Below are 14,095 nucleotides of genomic sequence, written 5' to 3' on the forward strand. Positions count from 1 at the left end.
CGTCGAGTAATTACTGCACAGGCGGGCTATTTTTATATGCCTGTCTACGGCGCCACGCCCTCAACGCGTGCGCAGTCCGCGACGACCCGCTTCGCACTGCCCCAAAGGGTTGCCCGAGAGAGCGTCGCGTGCATGCAGGGGCTTGGTCACGTGCGCGTTGAAGGCAGATGCGGCACATTCGAGAAGACAGGGTGGTTATTTGATGTGACTTTAGTACTTCTCCAAACGGTAGTCACAGCAGGGTAACACCCAAGCGGACAGGTAGAATCGGCCGGTCACGTCTTTCAAGTGGGGGAAATTTTGTCTACAGCTACGCTTCTCAGGCCCCAGGTATCCCTAAAACCAAGCCGCTCCTATCGTGGGGATATACAGGGGCTCCGGAGTGTCGCGATTCTTGCGGTTTTCCTTTACCACTTGAAGTTACCGTTCATGCCTGGGGGGTTCGTGGGCGTGGATGTCTTCTTTGTCATCTCCGGTTACCTCATAACTGGGATTCTGGTTCGACAACTCACAACGGAGGGAAGTATTTCCCTTGTCGAGTTCTACTCGAGAAGGGCAAAACGGCTCCTTCCCGCGGCTACCGTTGTTTTGCTCGCTACTGCAGGGCTAACACTAGCTTTCGTGCCCGTGACCCGATGGGCTTCCATCGGTTGGGATGTCGTAGCCTCTACGCTTTATGTCCAAAACTGGCGTCTCGCAGCCGATTCAGTCGACTACCTACGGAGCGATGCCGCCCCGAGTCCGCTCCAACATTTCTGGTCCCTGGGTGTTGAGGAGCAGTACTACGTCGTCTGGCCCTTGCTGCTTATGATTTCCGCCGTGGTTCTTACTTGGCGGCGAGGTAAAAAAAGCAAGCTTGTCGATTCCCGACGCCTTTTCCGCGTGCTCGTATTCGTACTATGTCTTGTCATATCGGCATCACTGATCTGGTCCGTTTACTACACAGAAACGGCAGCCGGACCAGCATATTTTGCTTCCACAACAAGGTTCTGGCAGCTGGCGACTGGGGCGCTCCTAGCCATCAGCATCAACTACCTTGAACGGGTCCCGGCCCTTCCTGCAGCCGTGATGGGCTGGTTGGGTACCGCTGGAATAATTTTCGCTGTCATTACGATCGACGAGACGGTGCCATATCCAGGCATTGTTGCTATGGTCCCCACCTTCGCTGCCGCTCTTGTTATCGCTTCTGGTGTGCGGCGCCGCTTTGGAGGCCCTGAATTTATACTCGGATCTACTCCCATGCGATTTATCGGGGACATCTCATACTCGCTCTATTTATGGCATTGGCCTTTCATTGTCATTGCGGGTGATGTGTTCGGCGAACTAACAGTGCCAGTTGGGGCGGGCGTCCTGTGCCTATCGCTACTTCTCGCGTATCTCACATACAGGTTTGTAGAAGTGCCGTTCAGCAAGTCGTACGTCCTGAGTGTCAGCCCTTCGAGAGGCTTACAAGTTGGTCTTGCATGTATGGTGGCAGCCTGTTTAGTAGGCGGAGCATTGGTTCAATCAACGCGAAGCCAAGAAGCCACAGCTGCGGCTGCAGCCTATAACGCGACGCTACCCAAGTTCTCGCTGGACGGGCAGGTGCAGGAGCCGGCTGTTGCCTTCGGTGCCATGACCTTGCCAGCCGAACCACGTGCGGCAATACAAGACATCTTGAGCACAGCTGAAAATATACAACCTGCCCCGGTAGCAGCCGCGAATGACTTTCCTGATTGCATCTCCGCAAAGGTTGACGAGAGCGACGTCCGCACGTGCGAATACGGAATAGCAGATTCGACTTCGCACGTTGCGTTGGTGGGAGACTCCCATGCAAAGCAGTGGATTCCCGCACTGGAGTACATAGCTAGGTCGAAGGGGTGGCGCCTTACGGCGTACATACACGATGCGTGCCCTTTCGCTACAGGTCAACTCGTGCGCGAAGGAGTTGCCTACACAGCATGTATCGAGTGGAATTCCAAGATGCTGGACGCGTTGGTGAACGATGACAGAATCAAAATGGTTATCACCAGCAACTATACGAAGAGTGCCGGCATTGCCGGAGCTAGCGACGAGGTCTCGGCGATGGCCGAGGCATACAGGTCTTCGTGGGGGACCCTGATCCAGTCGGGCATTTCTGTTGCCGTTATCAGGGACACGCCAGCCCCGGCGAGAAATATTCCAGACTGCGTTGCAGCAAATCTCGGCGACCTCAAGAAGTGCGCCGTTCCCCGTAGCCAAGCTGCAGACGACAAGGGATTAGCCCAAGTGGCTGCTGCATCTGGGTTTGAAGGCGTCAAATTTATTGATCTCAACGACTTCATCTGCCCCGCCGATTTATGTGCACCGGTTATTGGCGAAGTACTCGTTTACCGAGACAGTGACCACTTGACGGCAACGTACGTGCGATCTCTTACCCCACGCCTGGAAGAGCCGTTAGTCACTGCTCATCCCCGGCTGTAGGGAGAAGGGTACGTTGTTGCGCTGCAGCATAGGGTCCTGCGATGGACAAAGGCGCAAAGCTTCTTGATGGTTCTTCCTTACGTACGTGGGTAATTCTTAGTAGCTTGCATTGCAGCCTCTGTCTCCACCTGCATACCTAACCCTGCCAACTGTCCATCGGAACGCCTACAGGTGGTAATCCGCCGTGCAGCAGTGCTGCCCCCGTCCGCCACGAACAAACCATGCGAGTACGAGCGGCGAGAAAGCACCCGCTCCGCTTGGACAGCAGGTATGGGTTGATTTTGCCGTCCCGCCCACAGCTTCAGGGTTGATGGAGAACCAAGACCTCTTTCTAGCTTTGGCCCAGCATTTGGCGCAGTGCCTCTTCCGGCTTGGCTACAGACCACGTAGTTACAGCGCGACTTGTACGCATTGTCAGCGATGGTCAAAAAGTGAGCCGTTTTGCGGGCTTGGCGTCTAGTGGTCGTTGCAACACCTGAGCTTGTAGGAGTTGCACTTGGCAGAGATGAAAAGAGCAAGAAAGCCCCGGGGCGCCCCTCCAAAGAACGGTGCACGAGCTCACTATGATCAGCTGATGAAACAGGATATGGGCAATTCTGAGGCCTGCCGGATTGTGGGAATCAGCCGTAGTTCGGGGACGCGATGGCGGCACGGCCACTCGGTTGTCCTGAAGTCCGGAGACATCAAAAAGGTTGCTCCCATCTCGCATCAGAGGCCGGTCGATATCCCCGCCCGGCTTCTCTCGGAGTTGGAACGGATCACGATCGCAGACCTATTGCATGCCGGGCGCAGCATTCGCGCTATCGCCACAGAGCTCGGGCGTAGTCCATCGACAGTGAGCCGGGAAACCCGCCGGAACGTGCACGAGCCCTCCGGTAACTACCGTCCTCGCACGGCTCAGCGTAGTGCCAAGCGTCGACGGAGTCGCCAGCGGAGCGGGAAGATCGCGTCCAGTCCTGAGCTGCTTGAATTCGTGCGCGAACACCTGAAACAGCGCTGGAGTCCCCGTCAGATCAGCAATCGCCTGCGCGCTGTTTTTACTGGGCAACCGGGAATGCACGTTGTTCCGGAGACTGTCTATCAGGCCCTCTATGGGCGCGGAAGCCTGGAATTGGCCGTCGATCTTGCAGTCTCTCTGCGCACCGGACGGACCGGTCGCCGGCCGCGTCGTCGGAAGGAACACCGAACCAGGCGCTTCCCGGACATGGTCATGATCCGGGATCGGCCAGCAGAAGCGATCGGCAGGTTAGTGCCAGGGCATTGGGAAGGGGATCTAATCATTGGCAAGGGGGGCCGCTTTGCCATCGGCACGCTGGTCGAACGGACCACGCGCTTCATCATCCTGATGCACCTGGCGGGTAACCGCGGGGCTGAGAATCTGCGCGATCGACTGACCGAAGCGATGATGCCGCTCCCAGCCCATCTACGCCGATCACTGACCTAGGATCAGGGCACTGAGATGGCCTGCCACCAAGATTTCACACGGCAAACACTCATCCCTGTGTACTTTTGCGACCCCGCCAGTCCCTGTGGCAACGCGGCTCGAACGAGAACACCAATGGCCTGCTTCGCCAATACTTTCCGCAAGGAACAGATCTCGGCATCCATTCTCGGGAACACCTGGCTGTGGTCGCCGCCGAACTCGATCAGCGACAACGTGAAATCCACGGGTGGCATAGCCTTTGGAGCGCCTGACTAGACTGGTCGCACCTTCGACCGAACCATAATTTGTTGCAACGACCGCTGAACTCCGCCGCCGTCACAATGGTTCACTTTTCAACCGTCACCGACACGCATTCAGGGCGTTTTTACGGACCGAAAGGGTCGACGTAGCATCCGGATGTGTGCGCGTACCGAGCCCACTTACTGCCGCCCTTCCGGTGGCCCCGAGATCTCATCAGCATAGGAGGCTGGTCCGTAATAAACGTCGTGACTTGATCAAATCTTGAGGGCGTGTTCATAGCATTCCACCATGGGGAGAAACGGCAATTGGTACGCGGAGCGCTATTCGCGACGTGAGCTAAAACAGCGGAAAATAAGGGTACTTGCCTATTTCTTGCTTATTACTTTGGCCGTTGTGACGGTGACTGTCGCGTTGGTGGCGTTGCGAAGATAGATACTTCAGGGTTGCTCCTGCAGTGGGCATGACTTGTCATGGCACTCGTCACGTGGTTAGGTCATGGTCGATGGGGATCACTATGACCGATGGAGGCTCTTGTGGCTGTTTCCGACTTCGCCCAAGCGCTCTTAGCGCTACTGGGCACAATGCTGGTTCCTTTTTTCGTGCTCTACCAGATGCTCAGGCTTAAGCGCCGGGCCGTCCGGGTCAGTGCTCCGTCGCGCCAGAAGGTGAGCACCGCTAGCCATGCCGTACGTTGATATCAATCCCCACAAAGGCCGCCCCAAGTGGCAGGGCTATATCGTTCTGGTCGTTCTCATCGCGCTTACTGCAGCCGTAGTGGGTGCTGCGCTTACCGGCATCTGAGCAAGCGATTTCGCGCGAACCCCTAGACTTACTGTTTGACCAGTGCCGCAGAACATTTTGCCGAAAGTCCTGGGGGACAGACATGCCCGATCCGGCGGATCAGAACGCACGCGCCAACGTAGAGGATAAAAGTCATCCTCGCCGACGTCGCGACCTTCGTCGTGCCGAGGGCGAGACGGCCGATGTCCGGACAGGAACCATGCCAGCAGCAACGCACTCCGAAACATCCAGCCAGGCAGAGGCCAATCAGCCGGCCACTAGAAGGACTTCCAGGGCCGAGGCTGCCGCGGCCGCAGACGTCGCAAAGCCTGCCACGCATGTACCTGCTCCCACCCGACGGCCAGCCTCCGCAACGGCAGAGGCAGCCGACCCTGCAACCGCCGCCACGCCAGCTGATGCCGGTGAAACGTTGCCGCCGAACACCGGCACTGCAACCACCGGCTTCCGACGGAGCAGGCCAACCGTGGCCGACGCCATTGCAGAAAGCCCCATGCCGGATTTCATCAGCTCCCCAGGGCTGTTTGTGAAGGAACAGAAGCCCCGTCCCGTCGGTGGTTTCCGTGGTGCACTGTACAAGCTGACAGCCGGAGCCTGGAATCTGGGGCCAGGACCGAGGCAGCGCCAGGAGGACGAGCTGGCCCGCCGCATCTCCCGGCAGCTCCAGGGGAGTTACAACACGGCCATCCTCAGCCTCAAGGGCGGTATCGGTAAGACATCCACCACCGTGGGGGTAGGCCTGACGCTGGCTGAGTACCGTGGGGACGCCCCGTGCGCTATCGATGCCAACCCGGATTCCGGTGACCTGGTGGAGCGCGCGCTGGGCGAGGGGATCTACCAGCAGTCCAGCCCGCGCAGCATTACGGACCTCCTCAAAAACATCGACTCCATCGACTCGCTTACTGCCCTTGCACGCTACATGCATCACGCTGGCCGGCTGCACCTCATCGCGGGAGAGCAGGACCCCGAGGTCTCCGACTCGTTGACGGCCGAGGAATACCTGCGGATCCGCAAGCTGATCGGTGCCTACTACTCTGTGGCGCTGACCGACTGCGGCACCGGCGTCACCCACAACGCCATGAGCGGGATTTTGCAGTCCGCGGACAACCTGGTCATCGCCGCCGGCTACGCAGTGAGCGGTGCAAAGCGTGCGCGCAGTACACTGCACTGGCTGGCAAGTCACGGCTACGAGGAACTGGCGCGGAACGCCATCGTTGTCATCACCGACAAGGACGAGGTGTCCAGCCGCGTGGACAAAGATGCCATCGAGGAGCACCTCTCCGGCATCTGCCGAGAACTGATCGCGGTCCCGCATGACCGCGGCGTCGCCGATGGCGACCTCGTCACGCTCGACGTGCTGAAGCCGGAAACACGGCGTGCCTACAAGGAAATTGCTGCGGCCATTGTGGACGGCTACCAGTAAAACGTGCTAGCGGCAGCAGCCGTTTGAGCTGGGCGGGCTCGTTATGAGCCCGCTAGCCACCTACCGCGTATCCAGATCCTCGAACACCAGGAACGTCTGGGTATCCAGCACGCCCGGCATGGACTGCAGCTGGTCAAAGATGACCCGGCGCAGGTCGATGTTGTCCACGGCGCGGACCAGCAGGATCACGTCGAAGTCCCCGCCCACCAGGGCCACGTGGTGGACCTCCGGGATGGCGCCCAGCTGGTCGCGCAGCTCCCGCCAGGCATCCTGCTTCAGCTTCAGCGTCACGTAGGCGGAGGAGCGGAGCCCGGCTTTGATCGGGTCCACCAGCGCCGTGAATCTGGACAGCACCCCCTCTGAGGTGAGCCGGCCGATCCGAGTGTACGCGTGTGCCCGGGAGATGTGGACGTTCTCCGCCACCTGGGTCACGGACATCCTGCCGTCCCTGGTCAGCTCCGAAATGATCCTCTGGTCGATCTCATCCAGCGGTACGGGCTCGGTCCCGGGATCCCTCGTTGCCAATTTGTCCACGCACCCTGTCAGTAAGCTGGCTCACATTTACAATTCGTCTCCCAGTGTAGGCAGAACCGGGCAGCTTCTCCACGATTGCCCAAGATGCTGGATACGAAACCGGCCATAGGCAGATACTGGGAAGGAATAGTGGCAACAGAAGGACGGAACAATGACGATCTCCGCAGACCACACCGCGCCGGGCACCGCCGGCGCGCGCCAGGGCAGCACCCAACCGCACGAGGACGCCCTCACCGAGGCAGTCAAGAAGTTCGGCATCACAGCCGAGGACTACATGCTCCCGGCCCGGCACCAGATCCAGATGGTGGGCCCGGACGGCCGGCTCATCCCGGAAGGTGAGCAGGGCACCGAACCCGGCCACGAATACCCTTTGCCCGGCGATGAGGAACTGCTGGCAGCCTACGAACAGCTCGTCGTCGGCCGCCGCGTCAACGACCAGAACTCGGCCCTCGTCCGGCAGGGCCGCATGGCCGTCTACCCGTCCAGCCACGGCCAGGAGGCCTGCCAGGTGGCCGCAGCCTTGTGCCTCTCCGACGGTGACTGGATGTTCCCCACCTACCGCGACGCCGTCGCCGTGATGACCCGCGGTGTGGACCCCGTGCAGGTGATGACCATCTTCCGCGGCGACTGGCACGGCGGGTTCGATCCGCTCAAGCACAAGGTGGGGATCCAGTGCACTCCGCTGACCACCCAGCTGCTGCACGCCGTGGGCGTTGCCCATGCCGCCAAGCTCCGCGGTGAGGACACCGTGGTGCTGGCCATGTGCGGCGACGGCGCCACCAGCGAAGGCGACTTCCACGAGGCCTTGAACTTCGCCGCCGTCTTCCACCTGCCCGTCATTTTCTTCGTCCAGAACAACAAATACGCCATCTCGGTGCCGCTGGCACACCAGTCCGTGGCGCCGTCGCTCGCGCACAAGGCCGTGGGCTACGGCATGGCCGGTGAACGCGTGGACGGCAACGACGTCGTCGCGCTCCTCGCCGTCCTGGACCGCGGCGTGAAACTGGCCCGGGAAGGCTCCGGCCCCCTGCTGGTGGAGGCCAACACCTACCGCATGCAGGCCCACACCAATGCCGACGACGACACGCGCTACCGCGAGAGCGCTGAGGTTGCCGAGTGGCGGGCCAAGGACCCGGTGAACCGGATGCGCACCTACCTGCGGGACCGCGGCCTGCTGGACGACGAGGGCGAGGCCCGGATCGCTGCCCACGCTGAGGCGGTTGCCGCGCAGCTGCGTGAAGGCCTCAGCGAGGATGTCCCCGTGGACCCGCAGGAACTCTTCCGTTACGTCTTCGCCCGGACCACGCCGCAGTTGAAGGAACAGTCTGCCATGCTCGCCGACGAACTCGCCCGCGACGCAGCATCCCAGAACGCAGCACAGGAGGCCGGCAAGTGAGCCCCACCATCACCACGTCGTCCGAGGCCAACGGCAACGTTTCCGCCGCCACCGCCCGGGCCGCCGCGTCAGCCGCAGCCTCAGCCGAAGCCGCCGGCCCGCAGCCGGTGACCCTGGCCAAGGCGCTGAACACCGCGCTCGCCGACGCCATGCACGCCGATTCCTCCGTCCTGGTGTTCGGCGAGGACGTGGGCACGCTGGGCGGCGTCTTCCGCATCACCGACGGGCTCACCAAGACCTTCGGCGAGCAGCGCTGCTTTGACACCCCGCTGGCCGAGTCCGGCATCGCGGGCATGGCCGTGGGCATGGCCATCAACGGCATGCGCCCGGTGATCGAGATGCAGTTCGACGCGTTCGCCTACCCGGCGTTCGAGCAGATCGTCAGCCACGTGGCCAAGATGCACAACCGCACCAAGGGCGCCGTGAAGCTGCCCATGGTGATCCGGATCCCCTACGGCGGCGGCATCGGGGGAGTGGAGCACCACTGCGACTCCTCCGAGTCCTACTACGCCCACACCGCCGGCCTGAAGGTCTACACCCCCGCCACCGTGGCCGACGGCTACCGGATGCTCCGCGAGGCCATCGACTCGGACGATCCCGTCGTCTTCATGGAGCCCAAGAAGCTCTACTGGTCAAAGGACCTGGTGGACCTTTCGGAGCTGCGGCGCCTTCACGAGGAAGGGCTTGGCGCGGGAGGTACGACGGCGGGACGTAGCACTGAGGGCCGCGCCGCCGTCGCGCGTCCCGGCGCGGACGCCACGCTTATTGCCTACGGTCCCTCCGTCCCCACCGCGCTCGCCGCCGCTGAGGCAGCGGCGCTGGAAGGACGGTCTTTGGAGGTCATCGACGTGCGGACTCTTGTTCCCTTTGACGATGCCACCGTTTGCGAGTCCGTGCGGAAGACCGGCCGGGCCGTGGTGATCGCCGAGGCCCACGGGTTTGCGTCCGTGTCCTCCGAAATCGTGGCCCGGGTGCAGGAGCGCTGCTTCCACTACCTGGCCGCCCCTATCCGACGCGTCACCGGGTTCGACATCCCGTATCCGGCGCCCAAGCTTGAGAAGTACTACCTGCCCGGCGTGGACCGGATCCTCGACGCCGTCGACGACCTTCAGTGGGAGAACTGACCATGAGTGAAACGCGTGTGTTTTTGTTGCCGGACCTGGGCGAGGGGCTCACCGAAGCCGAGCTCGTGTCCTGGCATGTTGCTGTTGGCGACGAGATTGCCGTTGACCAGCCCATTGCCGAGGTGGAGACCGCCAAGTCCGCCGTGGAGGTGCCGTCCCCGTACGCCGGGATTGTTGAGGAGCTGCATGGGCAGCCGGGGGAGACCCTGGACGTGGGGAAGCCGCTGATTTCGGTGCGGCCGGTTGGGGCTGGACCTGCTTCTGTGCCTGAGCCTGCGGAGGCTGGGGAAGTCCCGGAGCCTGCCGAACCTGAAACCACCCCTGCCGAGAACGAACTGGGCGAGCCGGCCGAACCTGAGGTGGAGCCTGTTGGAGCCCCGGCGGCTGCCCAGAGTTACCGCGAAGAGGAAAAGGCCGGGTCCGGCAACGTGCTGATCGGGTACGGCACGCCGGGCGGTCACGGGGTTGCCCGCCGGACCCGCGCGCGGAAAGTGCCGGCGGCCGGTTCTGTGGAGACCCTTCCCTTGGAGGACGGCGCGGCCGACGGCGGTCCCGCACCGGATGCCGACGTGGACCTTTCGCTCCTGCGAACCCGCGTCCCCGGCAAGCTCGGCGCGGTGATCTCCCCGCTGGTGCGGCGGATGGCCCGCGAGCACGGTGTTGATCTCGGCGAGCTGCACGGCTCCGGCGAAAGCGGACTGATCATGCGCCGGGACGTTGAAGCGGCCCTGCGGACAACTGCTCCCGCAGCACCGTCTGAACCCGAGACCGCAAAAGTCCAGGAACCTGCGGCACCCCGGCGAGCCCAGCCGGCGACGGATGTGGATGGCCGCACCGGCCTGGGCATCTCCGCCCGCACTCCGGTCCGGGGAGTGCGCAAGGCAGTGGCGGCCAACATGTCCCGCAGCCGCTCGGAAATTCCGGAGGCAACGGTATGGGTGGACGTCGACGCGACTGCACTGCTCGAGCTCCGCGAAGGACTCAAGAGCGGTGACGCCCAGGCGCCCGGCCTGCTCGCGTTCATCGCCCGCTTTGTCACGGCAGGGCTGAAGAAGTACCCGGAGCTGAACACCCGGATCGAAACCGCTCAGGACGGCTCGCAGGAGATCGTCTCCTTCGACGGGATCAACCTCGGGATCGCCGCCCAGACGGACCGGGGGCTGGTGGTGCCCTCGGTCCGGTCGGCGGAAAAGCTCAGTGCCCGGGAACTGGACGCGGAGATCCGCCGGCTTGCCGACGTCGCACGCCAGGGCAAGGCAACCCCGACGGAACTCGGCAGCGGCACCTTCACCCTAAACAACTACGGAGTGTTCGGCGTGGACGGGTCGGCGGCGATCATCAATTACCCCGAGGTAGCCATCCTGGGCGTGGGCCGGATCATCGACAAGCCGTGGGTGGTGAACGGCGAGCTGGCCGTCCGGAAGGTCACCGAGCTGACGCTCACTTTCGACCACCGCGTCTGCGACGGCGGCACGGCAGCCGGCTTCCTCCGCTTCGTAGCGGACGCCATCGAGAACCCCACCACCCTCCTCGCCGACCTATAACCAACCACCCACACCCAACCCTGGACATCCCACCACTCACCCCCGGACGCTCTCTCACTTAACGTCGGTTTAATTCAAGCCCTCTCTCACTTGATGCGGGTTTTACTTCAAACCCTCTTTCACACGATGCGGGTTTTACTCAAACCCTTTCGCTTCATGCCGGGATTGAAACCCCCGTGAAGGGGAAGTGTACGGCGGCGGCCGCGTGCCGTCGTCGTACCCTCCCGACCCTGACGGTCAGGGGCGGCACAAACAGAGGAGGAAGCATGGCCAGCTACTGGTTCATCACCACCTGGAAGTTTGTAGCGCCCATAGGCAAAGTATGGGAAGCAGTGGGAGATTCCGCGTCGTACCCGCAGTGGTTTTCCCTCGTCTCCTCCGTTTCCCTGGTCAGGGAGGGGGACAGGGAAACGGGCGTCGGTTCCGTGTACCGGACGCACGTCAACAGCAAGCTCCCCTACTCCCTGTCATTCGAGCTGGAAACGGTGCGCAGGATCCCGCCCCACTTGCTCGAAGTGACATCCGCGGGGGAGTTGGAAGGGTCCGGGAGGTGGGACCTGACGGAAGAAAATGGCGTCACGTCGGCAGTGTTCCACTGGTACGTGCGGACAACTAAGCCATGGATGAACGTGACTGCTCCGCTGCTCCGGGGCATTTTCGCCCTGAACCACAAGAAGGTGATGGACGAAGGAGGCGAACAACTGGCGCGCTACCTGGGCGCTCGCCTTGTCGGCAACTATTCCCACGAGGAGAAACAGGTCAACCTCTAGTGCATTCACAACACTCTTGCCGCCGTCTTGCGCGGCCGAAAACAAGTACCCGGGCAAGGGGTTGGAGCCGAAAGATGAGTACTCGCTACTCGTGACCCCCTTTGGTGCCGCTCCTACACTGAATGAAAGGGGACGCGTCCGGGGTGCACCGTTCTTGCCCGAGTCCCCTGCAGGACCAGGCTGGGAGGACACCTTGGCAAGCAGTCGCCGCAAGTACCTACTTGCATGGATTAGCGCGCGTCGGAGGGCGCGCCATCTTGTCCCTGGGGATGGAGTGTCTCCCCTCGAGGCCATCCAGCGCCGTCCGCGAATTCGGAGTTTCGTGGTGTTGATAGCCTTGTTGGCTCTAACTTCCGGCACGCTCAGCGTTGCTGCTGATTCAACGGGGTCCAAAGCTGCTGAAGCGGAAGGCCGGGACCCGGTGGCCCCGGTGTCCGGTTCTGCATCGCCCACTGCGGATGCCGGTTCTCCTGAGCCGACTGCAGCTAGCAGTTCGCCCGAGCCGACCGAGGGTGGCAATTCCCCGGAGCCGACGGCGGATGGCGGTTCTCCGGAGCCGACGGCGGATAGCGGTTCTCCGGAACCGATTGCGGACGCCGGTTCTGGTCAGCCAAATACGGACACCAGTCCTTCGTTCTCCCATGCGTTGCCACTGGGTGACCTGCCTGGCTGGCGGCAGGTCTTTGCAGAGGACTTCACCGACGGAGATGTTGGCATCGGCGAATTTCCCGGCCCCATCTACGGCCAGCGGTGGAGCGCGAACTATAAGGACGGCACGCCGGATACAGCCGCCCAGAAGCAGCCAAAGGGGCAGAGGACGTCCGGGTACTATCCATCGAAGGTCCTGAGTGTCCACGATGGCGTCCTGGACATGTACCTGCACTCGGAAAACGGCGTTTCCATGGGCGCGGCGCCCTCCCCAAGACTTAACGGAGCCACTCAGTCGCCATACAACAGCCAGCTCTACGGGCGCTACTCCGTTCGTTTCAAGGCCGATTCCCTGCCGGGTTACAAAGTGGCCTGGCTGCTCTGGCCCGTCAGTAAGCAGTGGCCGCAGGACGGGGAGATCGATTACCCGGAAGGTGATCTGTCCAAGGTCATCTACGCTGCCCTGCATGGCGTCGGTCCGGACGGGCACAAATTTGACCTCTTTCGTCCCGATCCCAGCGTTCCGTTCACGGACTGGCATGTAGCAACCACAGAGTGGAGTCCCGGGCGCATCGAATTCTTCCTTGACGGCAAATCCATCGGCGTTGCCACGTCAATGGTCCCGGACAAGCCGATGCGCTACCTCCTGCAGACCGAGTCCTGCCTGACGGGCTGTCCGGCGCCCGAAACCGAGGGTCATGTGTACGTGGACTGGGTAGCCATGTGGGCAAGGAACTAGTTCCGCAGCACCTCCCTGCGGGCGTGCCCACAGGCCCAAGCCAAGGCCTGCTGGATAGAATCGACGCCTGGACGAACGAACACTGCTTTGCCGGAGGTACGGAGAAACAATGTCGGAATGGCTCGAAGTCGGCGCGGACAATCATGTGCTGGTCACCGAAGGATCGCTGCTGAACACCGGACTGATCGTGGGTTCCGAGCGGGCCATGGTGATCGATACGGGCTGCGGGCCGCGGCAGGGACGCGAAATCCTGGACGCGGTGCGGGAGAAGACCCGGCTGCCGCTCGTCGTCGTCAACACCCACGCCCATTACGACCACTTCTTCGGCAACGCGGTGTTCGCGGAAGCCGGCGTGAGCGAGTTTTGGGCGCACCAGAACTGCGCCACCGAGATTGATGAACGCGGGGACCTCCAGCGCCGCTTCGTGGGGACGCTGGAACCGGAGATGTCCGCCGGTGAGGGTGAGAATGTGGAGCTCGTGGTCCCCAACGCCATCGTGAAGGACCAGCCGGTACTGGTGGACCTGGGCGGGCTGACCGCCACCCTGTTCTACCTGGGCCGCGGCCACACCGACGGCGACCTGCTGGTGGGAACCCCCACCACCCTTTACGTCGGCGACCTCGTGGAGCAGGGCGCCCATCCGTCCTTCGAGGACTCGTACCCGGAGGAGTGGGCGGACGCGCTCCGGCACATCTCGGCGCTGCGGCACCGCTACGAGTTCCTGATTCCGGGGCACGGGAAGCCGTGCAGCGACCAGTTCGTCAAGACCATGGCGCACACCATGACCACCGCTGTCCGCCAGGCGCGCCAGTCCATCCGGGACACCCCGAACGACGCCACCAAGGCCATCCCCGTCCTGCCCTACGGGCCGGAACAGTCGCGCTGGTTCATCAAGCGGCTGCAGGAGACGCGCCGGGAGCACTAAGCGCAGTGAAGCGTACGACGGCGGCCGCGCGCCGCCGTCGAGCGCCTTGCCTTTCCCGGGGCGGGCCT

The 14,095-nt window shown here is 62.4% G+C and carries 9 protein-coding genes and 1 pseudogene; 9 read left to right on the forward strand and 1 reads right to left on the reverse strand.

All coding sequences use genetic code 11. From position 1 onward, the window contains the following. The first annotated feature begins 288 nt into the window (after positions 1 to 288). The 3 genes and pseudogenes from FDW84_RS09065 (at position 289) to FDW84_RS09075 (ending at position 6,347) form a co-directional block, all read left to right on the forward strand. The gene (locus FDW84_RS09065; RefSeq protein WP_138608684.1) at positions 289 to 2,442 is read left to right on the forward strand and encodes an acyltransferase family protein; all 2,154 of its coding nucleotides are present in this window, start codon (positions 289 to 291) and stop codon (positions 2,440 to 2,442) included. Between the two features lie 586 nt (positions 2,443 to 3,028). Then, positions 3,029 to 4,137: pseudogene (locus FDW84_RS09070) on the forward strand (IS30 family transposase). 989 nt (positions 4,138 to 5,126) lie between these two features. After that, positions 5,127 to 6,347 (forward strand): MinD/ParA family ATP-binding protein, encoded by a 1,221-nt coding sequence (locus tag FDW84_RS09075; RefSeq protein ID WP_371419155.1) that lies wholly within the window; start codon positions 5,127 to 5,129, stop codon positions 6,345 to 6,347. A 60-nt stretch (positions 6,348 to 6,407) separates the two neighbouring features. On the opposite strand, the gene FDW84_RS09080 is transcribed toward FDW84_RS09075, so the two are convergent. Then, complete coding sequence (locus FDW84_RS09080) at positions 6,408 to 6,872, reverse strand: Lrp/AsnC family transcriptional regulator (protein WP_138609028.1); 465 nt, start codon at positions 6,870 to 6,872, stop codon at positions 6,408 to 6,410. 160 nt (positions 6,873 to 7,032) lie between these two features. On the opposite strand from FDW84_RS09080, the gene FDW84_RS09085 reads away from it, so the two are divergent. From FDW84_RS09085 to FDW84_RS09110, 6 genes are all read left to right on the forward strand, one after another. Then, complete coding sequence (locus tag FDW84_RS09085) at positions 7,033 to 8,277, forward strand: thiamine pyrophosphate-dependent enzyme (protein WP_138608688.1); 1,245 nt, start codon at positions 7,033 to 7,035, stop codon at positions 8,275 to 8,277. Continuing rightward, the gene (locus tag FDW84_RS09090; RefSeq protein WP_138608690.1) at positions 8,274 to 9,401 is read left to right on the forward strand and encodes an alpha-ketoacid dehydrogenase subunit beta; all 1,128 of its coding nucleotides are present in this window, start codon (positions 8,274 to 8,276) and stop codon (positions 9,399 to 9,401) included. The genes FDW84_RS09085 and FDW84_RS09090 overlap by 4 nt, the downstream gene beginning before the upstream one ends. A 2-nt stretch (positions 9,402 to 9,403) precedes the next feature. Continuing rightward, entirely contained in the window at positions 9,404 to 10,945 is a 1,542-nt protein-coding gene (locus FDW84_RS09095) for a dihydrolipoamide acetyltransferase family protein (RefSeq protein ID WP_138608692.1), read from the forward strand. 266 nt (positions 10,946 to 11,211) lie between these two features. After that, positions 11,212 to 11,715, forward strand: coding sequence for an SRPBCC family protein (locus FDW84_RS09100; RefSeq protein WP_138608694.1), 504 nt, complete (start codon positions 11,212 to 11,214; stop codon positions 11,713 to 11,715). Between the two features lie 646 nt (positions 11,716 to 12,361). Next, positions 12,362 to 13,102 carry a glycoside hydrolase family 16 protein gene (locus FDW84_RS09105; RefSeq protein WP_240721457.1) on the forward strand — a complete coding sequence of 247 codons (741 nt, stop codon included), beginning with the start codon at positions 12,362 to 12,364 and terminating at the stop codon, positions 13,100 to 13,102. Positions 13,103 to 13,211: 109 nt separating this feature from the next. Further along, on the forward strand, positions 13,212 to 14,027 hold the full coding sequence (locus tag FDW84_RS09110; protein WP_138608696.1) for an MBL fold metallo-hydrolase: 816 nt from the start codon (positions 13,212 to 13,214) through the stop codon (positions 14,025 to 14,027). The last annotated feature ends 68 nt before the right edge of the window (positions 14,028 to 14,095 follow it).

Origin of the sequence: Pseudarthrobacter sp. NamE5, assembly GCF_005796225.1 — a bacterium.
GTDB lineage: Bacteria > Actinomycetota > Actinomycetes > Actinomycetales > Micrococcaceae > Arthrobacter.

Bases quoted from the DNA above. Each gene is read 5' to 3' on its own strand.
- FDW84_RS09075 (WP_371419155.1), top strand. From the start codon at position 5,127: ATGCCAGCAGCAACGCACTCCGAAACATCCAGCCAGGCAGAGGCCAAT.
- FDW84_RS09085 (WP_138608688.1), top strand. From the start codon at position 7,033: ATGACGATCTCCGCAGACCACACCGCGCCGGGCACCGCCGGCGCGCGC.
- FDW84_RS09095 (WP_138608692.1), top strand. From the start codon at position 9,404: ATGAGTGAAACGCGTGTGTTTTTGTTGCCGGACCTGGGCGAGGGGCTC.
- FDW84_RS09100 (WP_138608694.1), top strand. From the start codon at position 11,212: ATGGCCAGCTACTGGTTCATCACCACCTGGAAGTTTGTAGCGCCCATA.
- FDW84_RS09110 (WP_138608696.1), top strand. From the start codon at position 13,212: ATGTCGGAATGGCTCGAAGTCGGCGCGGACAATCATGTGCTGGTCACC.